Source organism: Marinobacter shunpengi (assembly GCF_045449715.1).
Lineage (GTDB): Bacteria > Pseudomonadota > Gammaproteobacteria > Pseudomonadales > Oleiphilaceae > Marinobacter.
Map to the genome: position 1 here is coordinate 172,938 of NZ_JBJJLA010000009.1, position 15,854 is coordinate 188,791.

Sequence of the window (15,854 nt, forward strand, 5' to 3'; positions counted from 1 at the left end):
CTAGGGAATGCCCAGGCTCTCCAGCAGCCTGGGCTTCTCGATCACGTACCCCTGGCCATAATCGACACCCAGCTTGCGAAGCATATCGAGGACCTCCCGGCTCTCGATATGGGTGGCGATCACCTCACGGTTAAGGTAATGGGCCATCTCCACCATGGAGCGGACCAGGGCCTGATCGGTTTCACTGTCGCTGATCTCGCCCACGAAGGCACCGTCCAGCTTGATCATGTCCACCGGCAGGCTACGCATGTACTGGTAGGACGTGGGGCCGGCACCGAAATTACCCAGACAGAAACGGCAGCCCAGCTCCTTCATCTCACCGATGAACTCCGCCACCGAATGCACGTCGCGGATGGCCGCCGCCTCGGTGATCTCGAACCACAGTTGCTCAATGGGCGCATCCTTCTCGCTCAGCTTGCCGTAGATGAATTCCAGCAGGCTTTCGTCATTCAGGGAATAGCCCGAGAGGTTGATGCAGTAGCCCGGCTGGCTGTCGTTCGCCGACGCGCCCGGGCGTGGGCCATTCTCCCGCAGCCAGTCCAGCATATAGCCCACCACCCAGCGGTCCACCGACTGCATGCGGTTGTAGCGTTCCGCCATGCGCACGAAATCCGCCGCCGTGATCAGATTACCCTGGTCGTCGTACATGCTGATCAGCACCTCGAACTGGGTCGTCAGCCGGGTATGCTTGTGCAGGGGAATGATCTTCTGGCAGCGCAGCAGCATGCGCTCCTCGTCCAGGTCGCCCAGGGCGGCCACCTTGGCGGCAATCTGTTCCTGCTGGTCGTAATGTGCCTGCTCCAGGTTGTAAACCACGTACTTGCCGGGCCCCCGGGTCTTGGCCACCTTGCAGGCTTCCTCGGTAGCCCGAAGCCAGCGCTCGGCAGTGGTCAGGGCCGGTAGCTGGGGGGCCAGGCCGGCACTGGCCGACAGCTGGTAGCGACGCCCCTTCCAGTTCAGGTCCAGGGCTTCCACCGCGCGGATAATACCAAGCACGTTACCGCCGGCTTCTTCCGAAGGCAGCAGGAAGGCGAATTCGTTACCATCCAGGCGGGCCAGGGGCATGCCTTCCCCAACCTGTCCCCTGAGGATATCCGCCACACGGCGCAGGGCCTCATCGCCGGCGGGGCGGCCCGCGGTGTCATTGAGCAGCCGGAACTGCCTCAGGTCGAGCCGGACCAGGGTACGCTCATCCTCATGGCGGCTGAGCTGCTGTTCCAGCACCCGCTCGAATTCCCGGCGCTCCAGCAGGCCGGTGAGCTCGTCGTGGGTGGAGGCCCAGGACAACTGGTCGTACACTTTGCGCACCATCCGGTCGATGCTCTCGTCCACCAGCGGGCGCTCGTACTGGCTGTCCGGTACGATAATGCCCTTCTGCATGCGTTCCGCCAGCTCCGCGAGGTCGAGTTCCACCACCCGCATACCCTGGTGGTTGACAAACACAAACCGGTTGAAGCCCCGGGCAATCCATACCAGACGGACGTACTGGGGCTGGTCCGGGTTGGTCTGGTCCCGCAGCCAGTCCCCCGTGCGCAGTTTCTGGGCCCGGGCAATCCAGCGTTGCAGGCGTTTCTGCAGACGTTCCTCCTGCTTGCGCCTGTCGCCCTCCTCCGGTTCCGCCCTGGGCACCGGTACCCGCTCCACCGGATGATCAGGCTTGCGCACCAGGAACTGCTTGAGTTCCTCACGCACCTGGGAAGCCGGCAGATGATTGCTGGAGATGGAGCTCAGCCCCTCCTGGATAAGGCGCAGCAATTCCGACAGATTGACTTCGATGTCCGGATCATCCGCGAAGGCCATCAGGGTATCAAGCACGGAGAGATAGTCCTGCCACAACTGGCTGTCCGGCCCCTGGCGAATCCAGGTCAGGGACAGCAGGTCACGCCAGCCGGCATTCAGCAGGCTGACAATGGCCCGGGGCACCTCCCGCCCCCCGAGACGCTCGTCCAGCGCCCGGGTTAGCGCCGACTTGGATTCGGCCACCTTCTGGGCGCCTTCGGCAGCCGCGGTCACCCGTTCCACGTTGCGGCGGTAGATCAGGTTCTGGCGATCGATCAGGGTGTCCAGCTCATCCATGGCGCCGTCGAAGACCCGGGTATCCTGCTCAAACTCTGAGGCAATGCGGTTGACCAGGTCGTCCACCCGGCGCTGAACCGCGGGATTGGTACGACTGCCACGGATACCAAGCTGGGCCAGGCGGTTCATCACACCCCGGACCGGGCTTTCAATATCATCGAAGAAGGCGGGGTCCCGCAGCACCACTTTCAGCACCGGCACCTCAAGCTGCCGCATCTGGCGCTGGGTGCGCTCCGAAATCTTGGGGCTCTCCACCACGCTGCGGAAGAAACGGTCCACCACATCCAGGGTGGCCTGCTGCTCCTCGTCCAGACCGTGGTTGCCGGAGGTCTTTACCTGCTCGATAACCCGGTCCCTGAGCGGGGTTCCGGGCTCATCCTCGGCTACTGGCGCTACCTGCAGGGTATGCAGTTCCTTCTGGAATTCCCCCTGGGACAGGGGCCGGGCGCCCTCAGCAAAGGGTACGGGCTGGTCACTGACCACGCCCGCGGATTTCAGGGTGCCGATCAGGTTCCGCACAGTGGCAAACGCGGACCGGGCCAGGGTCATCTGCTCCAGGAACCCCTGACTGCGGGCATCCGGGGAGCGGGACGAAAACGGACCCGCGGTGGCCGGGCTGACACCCCGGGAGTCCTGGGGAGGCGAGGGTTTGGCGGGCTTCTCCGCTTTCGCGTCGTCCGGTTTCGGCGTTGGCGGCTTCTCCGCCGGTCGGGGCTGTCGCTCGCTCAGGTAGCGGCCCAGGTCCAGGTCCGGCAGGATGCCGTGGCGGATAAGGATCCGGTTAAGTTCCTCGTAGAGCGGCCCGATCTTCTGGAGCACCAGGGTTTCGAAGGTCTTCAGGCATACCTTTTCCACGGCCCGGCTGGCCCTCAGACTCTCCAGGCCGGAGTGGAAGGCTTCGCAGACCAGGGACGGTCCCAGCGGATTCTGGTGGCCAGTGGCGTTGGTTACGCCCAGCCGGTCCAGGCGCATGCGTAGCTGCAACAGTTCCGCCCGATACTGGGTGTCCGCCTTGGTGACCATGACCTTGATGGCCAGCCAGTCCTCGAATTCGCCCTTGTCCACCAGCGACAGGCTGGCGGCATTCTGGTTTTCCCGGGCCGGCTTCAGGGGCGATTCCAGGGAACGGGACATGAGTAGCCAGATAGAACGCTGACGGCTTTCCACCTGGGCGGCAGCATCCATGTACTCGTTGGCCTGCTGATCATTATGGGCCTTCAGCGCCGCCTGGCGGAGATTCTCGGTCATACCCGCGAAGCAGTCAGCCATCAGCGGCTCTATATGCTGGGACACCGCCCTGGCGCACTGGTGAAGGATGAATTGGACCCGTTCGCTGGGTGGTTTCAGGGCCGAGCGTTCCTGAGTTCCGCTGTCCGCGCCGCACTGGTTGAGCATGGCGTCCACGGCCTGGGGGCTGGCACCGGTGAACTCGACCCCCATGGCCCCGTCGATAAGGCGCACCGGGCGGGCCTTGAGCTCATGGCGCTCGCGGCTGTCCTCGGTGCGGAAGTAGATGCCCAGGTCCTGCCCGGGACGATCCTGCAGGTAGCCCCGGATTTTCTCGGAGGTATCGCCGGAATAGCGGACAAACAGGCCTTCCGCACAGAAGTCGGCGATCTGGCATGGCCACACCCCGAACTCACCCAGATCGACCTGGGCAGCCAGCTTGATGGGGCGGCGGGGACTGGAGCGTCGTTCCTTCGGATCCATTGACTACCTGATCGATGGTAAAGCCCGCGCCCGGTCGGGGCGGCGGGTCGTTTCCTTTCCTGCGGGTTACCGGCGGCTCCCGCAACGCATCAGTAGACAGCCGGCAACGACCGGGGAGATTTCATGTACCCAGCAGTATAGCCACGATGCGGCGAAAACAATGTCAAGAAACGTGAAAAACCGGCGCAGCGGACGGGCCCATTCACGAGACGGTTGCTCAATATGACTATTCTGGCGACGGTCCGTCAAGACAAATCCGAACGGTTGTTCGCAAAATAGCGTCTCGCGTAACCATACCGGCCCAGTGCAACCCCGGCCACCCCTCACAACAGGGTTTTCACGAATACCTTGGAGTTGCGACGGGTGTTGTAGGAGGCCAGCTTCGGGCCGGGCAATGACTGCACGGACGACGGTTCGAACCCCCGTTCCCGGAACCAGTGTTCGGTTTGTGTGGTCAGCACAAACAGGCGCGCAAGCCCCTGGGCACGAGCCGTACGCTCCACCATGGCGAGGATATTGTCCCCGCGACCACCGCGACGGTAATCGGGATTGACCGCAAAGCAGGACAGCTCCCCGGCCTGTTCGTCCGGGTAGCCATACAGGGCGGCACAGCCGATGATCATGCCGTCCCGCTCCGCTACCACGAACTGGTCGATCTCGGTCTCGAGCATGTCCCGTGACCGGCGCACCAGGATGCCCTGCTCCTCCATGGGCTGGATCAGTTCCAGGATGCCGCCAATATCCTCCACCCGGGCCCGGCGGATCTGTTCGTAGTTATCGTCGCTGACCAGGGTGCCAAAGCCATCGCGGGTGAACAGTTCCTCCAGGATGGCTCCATCCCGCAGGTAACTGATGATATGGGCCCGTCTGACGCCCCTGGTGCAGGCGTCGCAGGCGGCCCGCAGCAGGTCTGCGTCATGGCCGGACACCACATGGTCCGAGACCTTCTGCAGGGCCTGGCGCACCGTCAGCTCGCGGATCAGGGAGCCATCTTCGTCCAGCACGCCCTGGTCGTCGGTGAACACGATCAGTTTGTCGGCCTTCAGGGCAGAGGCCACCTGGCTGCCAACATCCTCGTAGGACAGGTTAAAGATGTCGCCGGTGGGCGAATAGCCCTGGGGCGGCACCAGCACGATATGGCCCAGTTCCAGCAGGCGTTCGATGCCGACCGTGTCCACCCGCCGCACCCGGCCGGTGTAACCGAAATCCACGCCATCCAGCACCCCCACCGGCCGCGCGGCCAGGAAGTTGCCGCTGCTGACCCGGATTTTCGCCCCGTGCATGGGGGAGTTCACCAGCCCCATGGACAGACGGCTCTCCAGCCAGGAACGGACGCCGCCCACAGCTTCCATGATCAGCGGCAGGTCCTGTTCCCGGGTGATACGCAGCCCGCCCTCAAACCGGGAATCATGGCCGGCCTGGTCCAGCCGTTGCTGGATCTGCGGGCGGGCACCGAAGGTGACCACCAGGCGGATACCCAGGCTGCTGAGCAGGGTAATGTCGTGGATGATATTCAGCAGGTTGTCGCCAGCCAGCGCCTCGCCCCCCAGCACCAGCACCACGGTGCTGCCCCGATGGGCGTTGATGTAGGGTGACGAGTGACGGAAGCTGTGCAGCCAGTCGGAAACGCTCATAGACAGAAGTGCCTGATCAGTTGTTTCAGCAGGGAGATGGTGGGGTCGAGCTGGGACAGGGCCAGGAACTCGTCCGGCTGGTGGGCCTGGTCAATGGAGCCCGGCCCCATCACCAGGGTTTCCAGGCCAAGCTTCTGTAGCCAGGGAGCCTCGGTGGCAAAGGCCACGGCATCAGCCTGGTGGCCGGTCAGCTTCTCGCAGACCCGCACCAGCTCCGCTTCCGCTGGTGTTTCGAACGGAGGCACACCATCGAACAGCGGCTCAAAGGCCAGGGACAGGTCACGGCGGCTGGCCAGCGGCTGCAGCCGGTCCAGGATCGTCTGGCGCAGTTCCGCCATGTCCATGCCGGGCAACGGCCTCAGGTCGAAATGCAGCTCGCAGCGGGCACAGATGCGGTTAGGGTTATCACCGCCATGGATGCACCCCAGGTTCATGGTGGGGTACTGGACCCGGAAATGAGGGTTGCGGTGTTTTTCCTGCCAGCCGGTCCGCAGGGCCAGCAGTTCATTCATGGCCTCGTTCATGCCCTCCAGGGCGTTGCGCCCCAGGGACGGATCAGAGGAGTGCCCTGACTGTCCCTCGAACACCAGCCGCTCCATCATGATGCCCTTGTGCATGCGGATGGGCCTGAGGGTGGTGGGCTCCCCGATCACGGCATACCGTGCCTTCGGGTAGCCCGCCTCCGCCAGCGCCCGGGCACCGTTCATGGAGCTTTCCTCATCGGCGGTGGCAAGGATGATCAGAGGCTGCTTCAGGGGCTGTTGCGCCGCCTGCCGGGCCGCCTCGATGGCCAGGGCAAAGAAGCCCTTCATGTCGCAGGTGCCAAGACCGTAGAGACGGTCGTCCCGTTCGGTCAGGGTGAAAGGATCGCTCTGCCAGCGTTTGTCGTCATAGGGTACGGTATCGGTGTGGCCGGACAGGACCAGACCGCCGGGGCCGGCCCCGAGGGTGGCCACCAGGTTGAACTTGCCGGGCATGCCCGGTACCGGCAGGATCTCGTTGCGGAACCCCAGGGGGGCCAGCCACTCCGCCAGCCGGTTCACGACGGCCTCATTACTGTGGTCCCATTCCGCAGACGCACTGCTGATGGAAGGGATGGCCACCAGCTGTTCCAGCATGGTGCGAACATCCGGCGGGCCCTGCCCGACGCCGGCGGCCTTGCCTTGTGGATCTGTCATGGTGTCAGGCTCCTGCTGGAAACGGGTGAACGATAGCGCGGCTGTTTGTGGTCATTCCCCAGACTGGCCACCCCGGCGCCACACCTCCAGCCGCTCGACGGCACGCCTGACCATGGGGTAGGCCACTTCACCACCGTCCACGGGACGGGCTACCTCCACCTCGCGTTCATCCACACGGGTCAGGCGGCCTTCCACGGTGCGGCCATTGCTCAGGGTGACCCGTACAGTATAGCCAAGCCAGCCTTCCGCCTCATCCAGGACCACCCGTTGCCAGCCGGCAACCACTTCCGTAAGGTCCGGGTCCACCACGGGTTCCATGGCCTGTTCCGGTACCGCCGGAGTCACCGGCGCCACCGGACTCAGGTACACATCCGGTACTGAGGAACCATTGTAGGAGACAATCATTGAGGGGCCGTCAGCGGTGGCATCGCCCTCTTCAGTGCCTTTCCCTTCACCTGCTTCTCCGGTCCCGGCCTCCCGGACCGGCAGTCCCTGCCAGCCGGCGGATGGGTCAAGGGTCAGGGCCAGTTCCCCGCCTTCCGTCAGCCATTGCCGGTACAGGGCCAGTAACTGGGGCGAGGCCTCAAGGCCCCGGCTGGCCAGCCCCTCGCGGAAGGCATCCATCACCCGGTCGGCCCAGTCCGATTCCGACATGCCGGTTTCCCGGGCACAGTAGGCGGTCACCCGGCGCATCAGACCGCCATCACGCAGGATGACCTCAACGCTGTCGGCGCCCGGGTTCAGGTTCACGCCGTCGCTGTCGAGGCGCAGGCGGGCATTATCCCAGGTCAGTTCCAGGCTGCCGGATTCCCGGGTGAAGAGCTCCAGGCGAACGCTGCCGGAGGTCTGCCTGAGCTGGGCATCGCCGGCCAGTTCAGTGACGCCCATGCGGATCAGGTCACCGCTACCCAGTTGCTGACGGGCATCGGGCCCGCACACCGGGGCAAACAGCGGCTGTGGCGCCTGTTCGTCGGTATCCGTGACCCAGTTGCGCAGCATGGCCGCATCCAGCGGCAGCCGCCAGCCGGCCACGTCCAGGCGCCAGCTCCGGGGCAGGTCGTGCTGGCCGTACAGGCTGGCCAACAGCGCCAGGGGAGAGCCGGCACGATAGGTCAGCCGCTGGATCTCCAGCGGCTGAGTCAACTGGAAGGACTGGAAGCGAGTGCCGGTGAGCACCAGCTCCCCACCAACGGCGGACGCGATATCCCCCCGCTCCAGCGCCCCGTGGTCCGATAGGGACCGGCGCAGTTCGTTCAGGGTCTGGTCGGCCAGCCACCAGACCGCACCCTTGTAGCTTCCCCAGGCCACCAGGGCCAGGATCACGATAAGCGACAACAGTTTTTTCAAGGTTCCATCTCTCCCTGCTCATCAGTCCCCGCACCGGTGCCCGTCAGGCCCATCAGTTACGGGAGATCAGTGTGCCAACGCCTTCGTCGGTGAAGATCTCCAGAAGGGTGGCATGGGCAACCCTGCCGTCAATGATGTGGGCGGTCCTGACGCCGTTCTCCACCGCACTCAGCGCACAACGGATCTTCGGCAGCATGCCGCCGTGGATGGTGCCATCCTCGATCAGGTCATTGACCTGGGCCGCGGTCAGGCCGGTGAGCACCTTGTCATCCCGGCTCTTGAGCCCGGAGACATTGGTCAGCAGGATCAGTTTTTCGGCGTTGACCGCCTCGGCCACCTTGCCCGCTACCAGGTCGGCGTTGATGTTGTAGGACGCGCCGTCGGGCCCGACCCCGATGGGGGCGATCACCGGGATCACGTCGCTGTGGGTCAGCATGTCGATGACCTTGGTGTTGACCGACGCCACCTCGCCCACATGGCCGATATCGATGATTTCCGGCCGGCTGACCTCATCGGTCTTTCCCATCACTTCCAGCTTACGGGCGCGGATCAGGTTGCCGTCCTTGCCGGTCAGGCCCACGGCGGTGCCGCCCTGGGCATTGATCAGGGAGACGATCTCCTTGTTTACCTGGCCACCGAGCACCATTTCCACCACGTCCATGGTTTCCGAGTCGGTGACCCGCATGCCATTGACGAAGTGGGACTTGATGTTCAGCCGGTCGAGCAGTTCGCCGATCTGGGGGCCGCCGCCATGGACCACGATGGGATTGATGCCCACCAGTTTCATCAGCACCATGTCCCGGGCGAAGCTGCTCTTGAGCTCCTCGTTCTCCATGGCGTTACCGCCGTACTTGATGACCACGGTCTTGCCGGTAAACCGCTGGATATAGGGCAGACCCTTGCTCAGTACATCCGCCACGTGCATTGCTGTTTCACGATCCAGTGCCATTCAATCCGCCTTCAGGGTGTTACGCCCGGGAGCGCCGGGCCAGGTTCAAAAAGTGATGGTCACATCCGGGGCCAGCGCCTTGAGCTGCCCCCGGAATATCTGCTTGATGCGCTCCAGGGCCGCGTCACTCTCGGCCTCGAAACGCAGCACCAGCATCGGCGTGGTGTTGGACGCCCGGCACAGGCCCCAGCCGTCCGGGTAGTCCACCCGCACCCCGTCGATGGTGGTGATATTGGCCTCCCCGAAATCCGCCAGGTCTGCCAGACGCTGGATGATGCGGAACTTGCCTTCGTCCGTCACCTCCAGGTTCAGTTCCGGCGTGCTGATGTCTTCCGGGAACTCGGCGAACACGTCACTGCTCTGGCGGTCCTCGATGCCGAGGATCTCCAGCAGGCGGGCGGCGGCGTACAGGCCATCGTCAAAGCCATACCAGCGCTCACCAAAGAAGACATGGCCGCTCATCTCACCAGCCAGCAGCGCGCCGGTTTCCTTCATCTTCGCTTTCATCAGCGAGTGTCCGGTCTTCCACATCACCGGACGGCCGCCCGCCGAGGAAATCACACCGCTCAGGCGCCGGCTGCATTTTACATCGAACAGCACATCCGCCCCCGGGTTGCGGGACACCACATCCCGGGCAAACAGCATCATCAGCCGGTCCGGCCAGATGATCTTGCCGTCGTTGGTGACCACACCCAGGCGGTCGCCATCGCCGTCAAAGGCGATACCCACGTCGGCCCCTTCCTGCTGAACCCGGTCAATCAGGTCCTGCAGGTTCTCCGGCTTGCCCGGGTCCGGGTGATGGTTGGGGAAGCTGCCGTCAATATCACAGTACAGCGGGATCACCTCGCAGCCCAGTTCCTCCAGCAGCAGCGGACCCAGTTCACCGGCGATGCCATTGCCGGCATCCACCACCACTTTCAGCGGCGCCGCTACCGCGATATCGCTGACAATACGGTCCAGGTAGTCCCGGCGGACGTCCTGGCTGGTGGAACTGCCCTGCCCCTGGTGCAGGTCGCCGGTCTGGATACGCTGGTACAGCTTCTGGATGCTGTCTTCCGACAGGGTCTCGCCCCCCAGCATGATTTTCAGGCCGTTGTAGTTGGACGGGTTATGGCTGCCGGTCACCATGACCCCGGAGCCGGTGCCGATGTGATGGGTGGCAAAATAGAGTACTGGCGTGGGCACGGCGCCAAGGGTAATGACGTTGCAGCCAGTGGACATGATGCCCCGAGCCAGGGCCTCCGCCAGTTCCGGGCTGGAATGGCGACCGTCGTAGCCGATACAGAGCGTATCCTGGCTGCGGTCCATGGCCTCGGAACCGATGGCCCGGCCAATGACCCCCACGATCTCCGGCGTCAGGGTGTCACCGACAATGCCGCGAATGTCGTAGGCCCGGAAAATGGATGGAGAAATGTCGGCCGCGGGGGCCCGGGTCTCCGCCACCTCGGGTGTGGCTCCCGCCGGGCTCTCGCCAAAACCGAGCACGTCCTCGTCACCATCGAGCATATCGATGTCCGGCATGTCCCGGTCCTGGAACAGGGGTTCATCCGGCTCCGGTTCCGGTCGAGCCTTGCTCGCCTTCGCGGCGGGCGCCTTGCGGGGAGTGTCTTCCACCCGTTTTTCCACCGCCTTGCTGATGCGGTGAAGTACCTCGGCAATCACCGAGGTGATTTCCCACCGCATCTGCGGCGGCGCCGACCGGTCACCGGCAAACACCTTGTGGGCCCACTGCACCATGCGGGTGGTTTCCTTGCGCAGGGCGCTCTGGGCCGACGACAGCATCAGCCAGGCGATCACCGCCGCGACCAGGAAGCCGGCCACCACCAGACCCGCTATAACCACGGGATTCAGGCTGGCAGGCGGTACCTGTGGGCGGTAGTTCAGGCTCCAGCCGGGAACCGACAATGATCGGGTCACTTCCGGCCCATCGCCCTGCCCGGCGCCAATCACATCACGGGACTGGCCATCCACGGTCTGTACCAGGGAGCCCTGGCCACCGGGCCCGCCCAGGACCTCCGACAGGGTGCCGGCGTCAAACTGGATGACCAGCGTCCCGATAACCGCCTGATTGGAGGGGTTGGTTACAGGCGCAGCGGTCTGGATCAGCCACTGGTCATTGCGGGGAAAGGCATCGGGGGCAACCTCACGCCCGGATTCCGCCCGGCGGGCCAGGTCCAGGGTGGCGAAGCCGAGGCCCGCCTCGTCGTCGGACCGACGCGGGATAGCCCGGTACGGGAACAGGAACACCCGCTCAATGCCGGGCATCAGGGTCTGCAATTCGTTCGCCAGTTCCCGCGCACCGCCAACCTCGTCCAGGGCCTCGCGCACGGAGACCTGGGTCCCCAGACCATCCGTCAGCCGCTGCATCAGCCGGATTCGATCCTCCAGCCGGTCAGCGATGAGCTCGGCCCGGTTCTCGGCCACCTGTTGCCGGCGTTGGTCCTCGGCTGGCTGCAGCAACCCAAGGTAAAGGGCGGCGGCGACCACGACGCCCACCAGAACGACCACCAGCGCCTGGGTCACGGCGACCGAGGAGAGCTTGCGCACCTTTGCGCCGCCCCCCCTGGAGGCCTTTCCCTTTGCGGGTTTGGCGGCTTTCTTGTTATCCGGGGCGTCCTGGCCGGCTGGTGTACTGTCAGCCTCCGGGGTCCCCTTTTTCTTGCCAAGTTTCATAGTCGGCTCCGTATTGACGCCTGCTTCTTTACCTACCCAGACACCAGGCACATTAATTTGCTGTTAGTATAGTTGTTTACATGAATTGGTTAATGACACATTTGGCGTATTGGAAAAGTTTCTTCAATGTCGCCCGGTGGAACCAAAGCCACCATCACCCCGCCCGGTCGCCTGGAATTCGTCCACCACATCGAAACGCGCCTGAACCACCGGCACCAGCACCAGTTGCGCAATACGCTCGCCAACGTTGACGGTGAACGTGGTATTCCCCCGGTTCCAGCAGGACACCATCAGCTCTCCCTGGTAATCAGAATCAATCAGCCCTACCAGGTTCCCCAGGACGATGCCGTGTTTGTGCCCCAGCCCGCTGCGGGGCAGGATCATCGCGGCCAGGGAGGCATCCTCGATGTAGATGGACAGGCCGGTGGGGATCAGTGCGGATTCCCCGGGGGCCAACGTCAGGGATGCCTTCAGGCAGGCCCGCAGGTCAAGGCCGGCGGACCCGTCGGTGGCATAGGCAGGCATGGGGATTTCATCCCCGATTCGTTTGTCCAGGATTCTCATCTGAACCGGCTGCTGGCTCATACTGCTTCCTCAATTGGGCGGTCTGGTGGCTGGATGGCCGGGCGCCCCGGCACCCGGATGGTGTTCAGGTTTTCGGTCAGGCCAGTCGGTCGGCAATCAGCGCGACCAGCGTCCTGGCAATCTCGTGCTTGCTGGTGGGGCCGATGCTTTGCTGGCCACCGGGCCAGAACACGGTGACCGCATTCTGGTCGCTGTTGAACCCCATGCCCGGTACGGACACGTCATTGGCGACGATCATGCCCAGCTTCTTGCGCTTCATCTTGTCGGTGGCGTATTGCTCGACATCGTTGGTTTCCGCGGCGAACCCCACGGTAAACGGGGCGTCCGGTCTGGCCGCGATGGTGGCCAGGGTATCCGGGTTGCGGACCAGTTCCAGGGCGATGGTTTCATGGGATTTCTTCACCTTCTGCCCGGCCCGGTCGGCGGGACGGTAATCCGCCACGGCGGCGGTAGCGATAAACAGGTCGGCCCCCCGGTCCACTTCCGCGGAGGCTGCCTGCAACATGTCCTCGGCGGTCTCCACCGGCACCACTTCCACACCAGCGGGGGCAGCAAGGGCGACCGGGCCGCTGACCAGGGTGACCGTCGCACCGGCCGCCCTTGCGGCCTCGGCAATGGCATAGCCCATCTTGCCGGAGCTGTGGTTGGTGATATAGCGCACCGGGTCTATGGGTTCCCGGGTGGGGCCGGCGGTGATCACCACGCGGCGGCCCGACAGCGGCCCACCCTGCCCGCTGCTCCTGACGGTCTGCTCGATCAGACCGAGCAGGGTTTCCGGCTCCAGCATCCGACCGGGGCCGACATCACCACAGGCCTGGCTGCCCTGATCCGGCCCCCACAGGGTAACCTGGGGGTCGTCCCGGAGCAGGCCGACATTGCGCTGGGTACGGTGATTACCCCACATGGCCTGGTTCATTGCCGGCGCCAGGGCAATCGGTGCCTCGGTGGCACTGCAGACGGTGGCCAGCAGGTCGTCCGCCATACCCTGGGCCAGCCGGGCCATGAAGTCCGCCGATGCCGGCGCCACCACGACCCGGTCCGCCCACTTGGCGAGCTCGATGTGCCCCATGCCGGCCTCCGCCTCCGGATCCAGCAGTGACGTGCGTACCGGCTCGCCGCTGAGGGCCTGGAAGGTCATGGGCGTGATAAAGGCCTCGGCGCCCCGGGTCATGACGACCCGGACCTGGTAGCCGGCTTTCTTCAGCAGCCGGACCAGCTCCGCACTCTTGTACGCCGCAATACCGCCGGTAATGCCAAGCAGGATGTTTGGATTGGCCATGTGATCTCCGTCGTCTACCACTGTCCGCTGAAACGGTCCCTAAGATAGCATTGCCGGAATCTCCCCGACAGTGCGACGGACATGTTAAACTCACTGCCCATGCAGGACGCATCGACCAGGACGCATCGACATCACACAGGGAACGTCATGACAACAACTCAATGGCCCCGGGATGAACGCCCCCGGGAACGGCTGCTGGCCCACGGCCCGGAAACCCTCTCTGACACGGAACTGCTGGCCATTTTCCTGCGCACCGGCACTGCCGGCATGCCGGTGATGGCCATGGCTCGTCACCTGCTGGATGAATTCGGCAGCCTGCGAGGCCTGATGACCACCTCCCATACAGGCTTCTGTCGGGTCAAGGGGCTGGGCACCGCCAAGTACGCCCAGGTACAGGCGGCCATGGAGATGGCCCGGCGGGTCATGGACGAACCAGTGCGCCAGGGGGATCCGCTGACGTCACCGGAGGATACCCGCCGCTACCTGCGTAGCCGGCTGGGTACCCAGCCCCATGAAGTGTTCGCTGGCCTGTTCCTGGATAACCGGCACCGGGTGATCCGCTATCAGGAGCTGTTCCGTGGCACCATTGACGGTGCCGCGGTCTATCCCCGGGAGGTGGTTCGCCACGCCCTGGACTTCAATGCGGCGGCGGTGATCTTCGCCCATAACCACCCGTCAGGGATTGCCGAACCCAGTCAGTCGGATATTTCCCTGACCCGACGGCTGAAGGACGCCCTGGGTCTGGTGGACATTCGGGTTCTGGATCATATGGTTGTGGGCCATGGCGAGGTGATCTCCCTGGCGGAACGGGGGCTGATGTGATCCGCCGGGAAGCTGCACAATTTCCCAACAATTTTTTGCGTTAGGGGTGCTCATCTGGTATAAAAGCGTCCCTTTCTGGCGGCGTCTGGCGAGCACCGTGCAATATGCAGGCACGTACCGCAACCAGAGACCCGATACCGGAGTCTCTGAAAAGGGAGATCAGGCCCTTTTTCAGAGGCTCCTTTACAAACGATTTCGTATTCAGGACCAACGCTCAGGTCGGAGGCAAACATGTCCAGAGTCTGTCAGGTAACCGGTAAGCGACCGGTAACCGGTAACAACGTTTCTCACGCGATGAACCACAACAAGCGTCGTTTTCTGCCCAACCTGCAGAACCACCGCTTCTGGGTCGAGTCTGAGAAGCGCTTCGTAAAGCTGCGTGTATCCACCAAGGGTATGCGTGTTATCGACAAGAAAGGCATTGACGCTGTGCTGGCCGACCTTCGTGCCCGCGGCGAGAAAGTATAAGGAGCCGCATCATGCGCGAGAAAATCAAGCTGGTTTCATCAGCAGGTACTGGTCACTACTACACGACCAAGAAGAACAAGCGTAACACCCCGGAAAAGATCGCTATGAAAAAGTACGATCCGGTGGTACGTAAGCACGTTGAGTACAAGGAAGCCAAGATCAAGTAAGGTCTTTGCTTTCAGGAAAAACCCGGCCCCGGCCGGGTTTTTTTGTGCCCGGCATTTGAAGTGATGTCAGGAATCGCCCCGAGCACCCTCCCTGTAAACTCAGAAGGTCTTCAGATAGCCCTTGGGCAGGGCGATATCCATGGCAATGGGCAGGTGGTCGGACACCGGATAGCTCACCACCTCGGAGTTGCGGATTTCCAGGCTTGGGCTTACCAGGATATGGTCCAGCGCCCGCTCCGGTCGCCAGCTTGGGAAGCTGTGGGCGGTATCCGGCAGGGGAATCAGGTTGGCATGCTTGAGGGGGGTGTTGGTCAGCAGCTCCTCGGCATGGTTGTTCAGGTCTCCCATCAGCACCACGTGCCGATAGTCCGCGATCAGCTCGTGGACATAGGCCAGTTGCCGGGCCTGGCCGGCCTTGCTGAGGGACAGGTGCATGATCACCAGCACCAGCGGATCGTCGATATCGCCGAAACGGGCGATAATGGCCCCCCGCCCAGGCAGCAGCCCGGGCAGGCGGTGCTCGGTCACATCCAGCGGACGGAAACGGCTGAGCAGGCCATTGCTGTGCTGAGCCACCGGCCCCAGGTTACGGTTCAGTTGCTGGCGCCAGTAGGGGATGCCACTGGCCTCGGCCAGGTACTGGACCTGGTTGATGTAGCCACTACGCAGGCTGCCGCCGTCACACTCCTGCAGGGCCACCACGTCATAGCTGCGCAGCAGGCTGGCAATACGGTCCAGGTTATCGATACGCCCCCGGTGGGGCAGCACATGCTGCCAGCTACGGGTCACGTAGTGATGGTAGGAGGCGGTGTTGATCCCCACCTGGATATTGAAGGTCAGCAGGCGGATATGGCGATGGGGCTCGAAATCCGGCACATGATCCATACCCGAGCAGGCCCCGCCCGAGGGCGAGGCGCGGCCAGAGATGTTACTGAACCCATGTTTCAACCTACGATACATTGATCA

General features: G+C 63.7%; 12 protein-coding genes. 3 read left to right on the top strand and 9 right to left on the bottom strand.

Translation table 11 applies throughout. The annotated features are described in order from the left end of the window. The 8 genes from ACJO3T_RS03860 to coaBC form a co-directional block, all read right to left on the bottom strand. A complete protein-coding gene (locus ACJO3T_RS03860; RefSeq protein ID WP_406977844.1) occupies window positions 1-3,786 on the bottom strand; it encodes a DUF1631 family protein in 3,786 nt (1,261 codons plus the stop codon). Window positions 3,787-4,109: 323 nt separating this feature from the next. Further along, on the bottom strand, window positions 4,110-5,420 hold the full coding sequence (gene argA, locus ACJO3T_RS03865; protein WP_406965996.1) for an amino-acid N-acetyltransferase: 1,311 nt from the start codon (window positions 5,418-5,420) through the stop codon (window positions 4,110-4,112). Further along, on the bottom strand, window positions 5,417-6,598 hold the full coding sequence (argE, locus tag ACJO3T_RS03870; RefSeq protein ID WP_406965995.1) for an acetylornithine deacetylase: 1,182 nt from the start codon (window positions 6,596-6,598) through the stop codon (window positions 5,417-5,419). Before argE ends, argA begins: the two co-directional genes overlap by 4 nt. 51 nt (window positions 6,599-6,649) lie before the next feature. Further along, a complete protein-coding gene (locus ACJO3T_RS03875) occupies window positions 6,650-7,945 on the bottom strand; it encodes an LSm family protein (RefSeq protein ID WP_406977845.1) in 1,296 nt (431 codons plus the stop codon). A 52-nt stretch (window positions 7,946-7,997) separates the two neighbouring features. Next, a complete protein-coding gene (argB, locus tag ACJO3T_RS03880) occupies window positions 7,998-8,894 on the bottom strand; it encodes an acetylglutamate kinase (protein WP_406965993.1) in 897 nt (298 codons plus the stop codon). Between the two features lie 45 nt (window positions 8,895-8,939). Next, a complete protein-coding gene (locus ACJO3T_RS03885) occupies window positions 8,940-11,567 on the bottom strand; it encodes a phosphomannomutase/phosphoglucomutase (RefSeq protein WP_406965991.1) in 2,628 nt (875 codons plus the stop codon). Between the two features lie 123 nt (window positions 11,568-11,690). After that, window positions 11,691-12,152 carry a dUTP diphosphatase gene (dut, locus tag ACJO3T_RS03890; RefSeq protein ID WP_406965990.1) on the bottom strand — a complete coding sequence of 154 codons (462 nt, stop codon included), beginning with the start codon at window positions 12,150-12,152 and terminating at the stop codon, window positions 11,691-11,693. Between the two features lie 76 nt (window positions 12,153-12,228). Next, window positions 12,229-13,431, bottom strand: a complete 1,203-nt coding sequence (coaBC, locus tag ACJO3T_RS03895; RefSeq protein WP_406965989.1) for a bifunctional phosphopantothenoylcysteine decarboxylase/phosphopantothenate--cysteine ligase CoaBC — start codon at window positions 13,429-13,431, stop codon at window positions 12,229-12,231. Window positions 13,432-13,578: 147 nt separating this feature from the next. Here coaBC and radC point away from each other — a divergent pair, with 147 nt between their 5' ends. From radC to rpmG, 3 genes are all read left to right on the top strand, one after another. Continuing rightward, on the top strand, window positions 13,579-14,253 hold the full coding sequence (gene radC, locus ACJO3T_RS03900) for a RadC family protein (protein ID WP_406965988.1): 675 nt from the start codon (window positions 13,579-13,581) through the stop codon (window positions 14,251-14,253). A 231-nt stretch (window positions 14,254-14,484) separates the two neighbouring features. Next, window positions 14,485-14,721, top strand: a complete 237-nt coding sequence (rpmB, locus tag ACJO3T_RS03905) for a 50S ribosomal protein L28 (RefSeq protein WP_328189572.1) — start codon at window positions 14,485-14,487, stop codon at window positions 14,719-14,721. A gap of 11 nt (window positions 14,722-14,732) precedes the next feature. Then, the gene (gene rpmG / locus ACJO3T_RS03910) at window positions 14,733-14,888 is read left to right on the top strand and encodes a 50S ribosomal protein L33 (RefSeq protein WP_328189573.1); all 156 of its coding nucleotides are present in this window, start codon (window positions 14,733-14,735) and stop codon (window positions 14,886-14,888) included. A gap of 99 nt (window positions 14,889-14,987) precedes the next feature. On the opposite strand, the gene ACJO3T_RS03915 is transcribed toward rpmG, so the two are convergent. Continuing rightward, complete coding sequence (locus ACJO3T_RS03915) at window positions 14,988-15,848, bottom strand: endonuclease/exonuclease/phosphatase family protein (RefSeq protein ID WP_406965987.1); 861 nt, start codon at window positions 15,846-15,848, stop codon at window positions 14,988-14,990. Between the last annotated feature and the right edge of the window lie 6 nt (window positions 15,849-15,854).

What these genes read in the sequence shown, in the direction of transcription:
- ACJO3T_RS03860 (WP_406977844.1), bottom strand. Translation starts at nt 3,786, where the DNA reads ATGGATCCGAAGGAACGACGCTCCAGTCCCCGCCGCCCCATCAAGCTG.
- argA (WP_406965996.1), bottom strand. Translation starts at nt 5,420, where the DNA reads ATGAGCGTTTCCGACTGGCTGCACAGCTTCCGTCACTCGTCACCCTAC.
- argE (WP_406965995.1), bottom strand. Translation starts at nt 6,598, where the DNA reads ATGACAGATCCACAAGGCAAGGCCGCCGGCGTCGGGCAGGGCCCGCCG.
- argB (WP_406965993.1), bottom strand. Translation starts at nt 8,894, where the DNA reads ATGGCACTGGATCGTGAAACAGCAATGCACGTGGCGGATGTACTGAGC.
- ACJO3T_RS03885 (WP_406965991.1), bottom strand. Translation starts at nt 11,567, where the DNA reads ATGAAACTTGGCAAGAAAAAGGGGACCCCGGAGGCTGACAGTACACCA.
- dut (WP_406965990.1), bottom strand. Translation starts at nt 12,152, where the DNA reads ATGAGCCAGCAGCCGGTTCAGATGAGAATCCTGGACAAACGAATCGGG.
- coaBC (WP_406965989.1), bottom strand. Translation starts at nt 13,431, where the DNA reads ATGGCCAATCCAAACATCCTGCTTGGCATTACCGGCGGTATTGCGGCG.
- radC (WP_406965988.1), top strand. Translation starts at nt 13,579, where the DNA reads ATGACAACAACTCAATGGCCCCGGGATGAACGCCCCCGGGAACGGCTG.
- rpmB (WP_328189572.1), top strand. Translation starts at nt 14,485, where the DNA reads ATGTCCAGAGTCTGTCAGGTAACCGGTAAGCGACCGGTAACCGGTAAC.
- rpmG (WP_328189573.1), top strand. Translation starts at nt 14,733, where the DNA reads ATGCGCGAGAAAATCAAGCTGGTTTCATCAGCAGGTACTGGTCACTAC.
- ACJO3T_RS03915 (WP_406965987.1), bottom strand. Translation starts at nt 15,848, where the DNA reads ATGTATCGTAGGTTGAAACATGGGTTCAGTAACATCTCTGGCCGCGCC.